This window comes from Candidatus Omnitrophota bacterium (genome assembly GCA_030688425.1).
Classification (GTDB): domain Bacteria; phylum Omnitrophota; class Gorgyraeia; order Zapsychrales; family JANLHA01; genus JAUYIB01.
Genome location: JAUYIB010000019.1, coordinates 1 through 1,058 on the forward strand (window position 1 = coordinate 1; position 1,058 = coordinate 1,058).

The 1,058-nt window shown below is 58.7% G+C and carries 1 pseudogene; it reads right to left on the reverse strand.

Annotation, left to right across the window (positions count from 1 at the left end):
- Positions 1 to 16: 16 nt before the first annotated feature.
- Positions 17 to 964 (reverse strand): annotated as a pseudogene (locus Q8Q08_08590) (IS630 family transposase).
- Positions 965 to 1,058 lie beyond the last annotated feature (94 nt).

Consider the following 1,058-nt stretch of genomic DNA (forward strand, 5'->3'; position numbering starts at 1 on the left):
CTAGAGTCCGTCAGGTTTATTTTGAACCATATCCTGCATGCCTGAGATAGTTTGAGCATTCCTGCGGGGTGAATGCGTTGAGGAGCTCACCGATGCGCCTCCATGTTGTTTCGACGGTTCGTTCTTCGGCTTTGCGAACGAGCGTTTTGAGCTTTGCAAACATCATCTCGATGGGGTTCAGGTCGGGACTGTAGGGTGGCAGGAAGAAGAGGCGGGCGCCGGCGTCGCGGGGATCGCGTCACGTGCGGGCTTTCCTTTGTGGCTGCCCAGATTGTCCAGGATAACGATGTCCCCCGCTTTCAGATTCGGAACCAGGCATTGTTGGACCCATGCGGTGAATGCGACGCCGTTGATGGGGCCATCAAGCACGAAGGGAGCGACAATGCTGTCGCATCGCAGGCCAGCCAGGAAGGTCAGCGTCTTCCAGTGACCATGTGGAACCTTTGCGATCAGCGGCTCTCCCCGCTGACACCAGCCGTAGGTGCGCGTCATGTTCGTCTTGACCCAGGTTTCGTCAATGAAGACAAGCCGATCCGGATCAAGCCGATGCTGATGGGTCTTCCAGCGGGTCCGGAACCGAGCCACCTTCGGCCTGTCCTGCTCGCTTGCCACCAGCGTTTTTTTTAAAGGTTTTGCCTTCCTTGCGCAGGAACCGCCAGACCGTGTCGTGGGAGACGTTGATCCCGACCGACTTCAGCTCTGTGGCCAGGGCACGCACCGTCCAGTCGGACTTCGCTGACAGCCGCTGGCGGACCGCGTCCGCCGCAGCGCCTTTGAGCACCGGCTGGACATGACCACCCATCTTGCAAGGCAGAAGTCCCTTGCCCGAGCGATGCAGTTGTCCGATCCGAACCGCGCTCGCCGCCGATATGTCAAACCGCTCCGCCGCCGCGCGAACCGACATCCCGTCCGCCAAGGCAACCGCAACCCGTGTTCGCAAATCAAGAGATAGAGGTCTCGCCATCATTACTGGCCTCCGTATCCAGTAATGATCTTGAATCACAAACGACGTCAGGAGGGAATCCACAATCGATTCCGCTTACCGCTGACAGACTCTA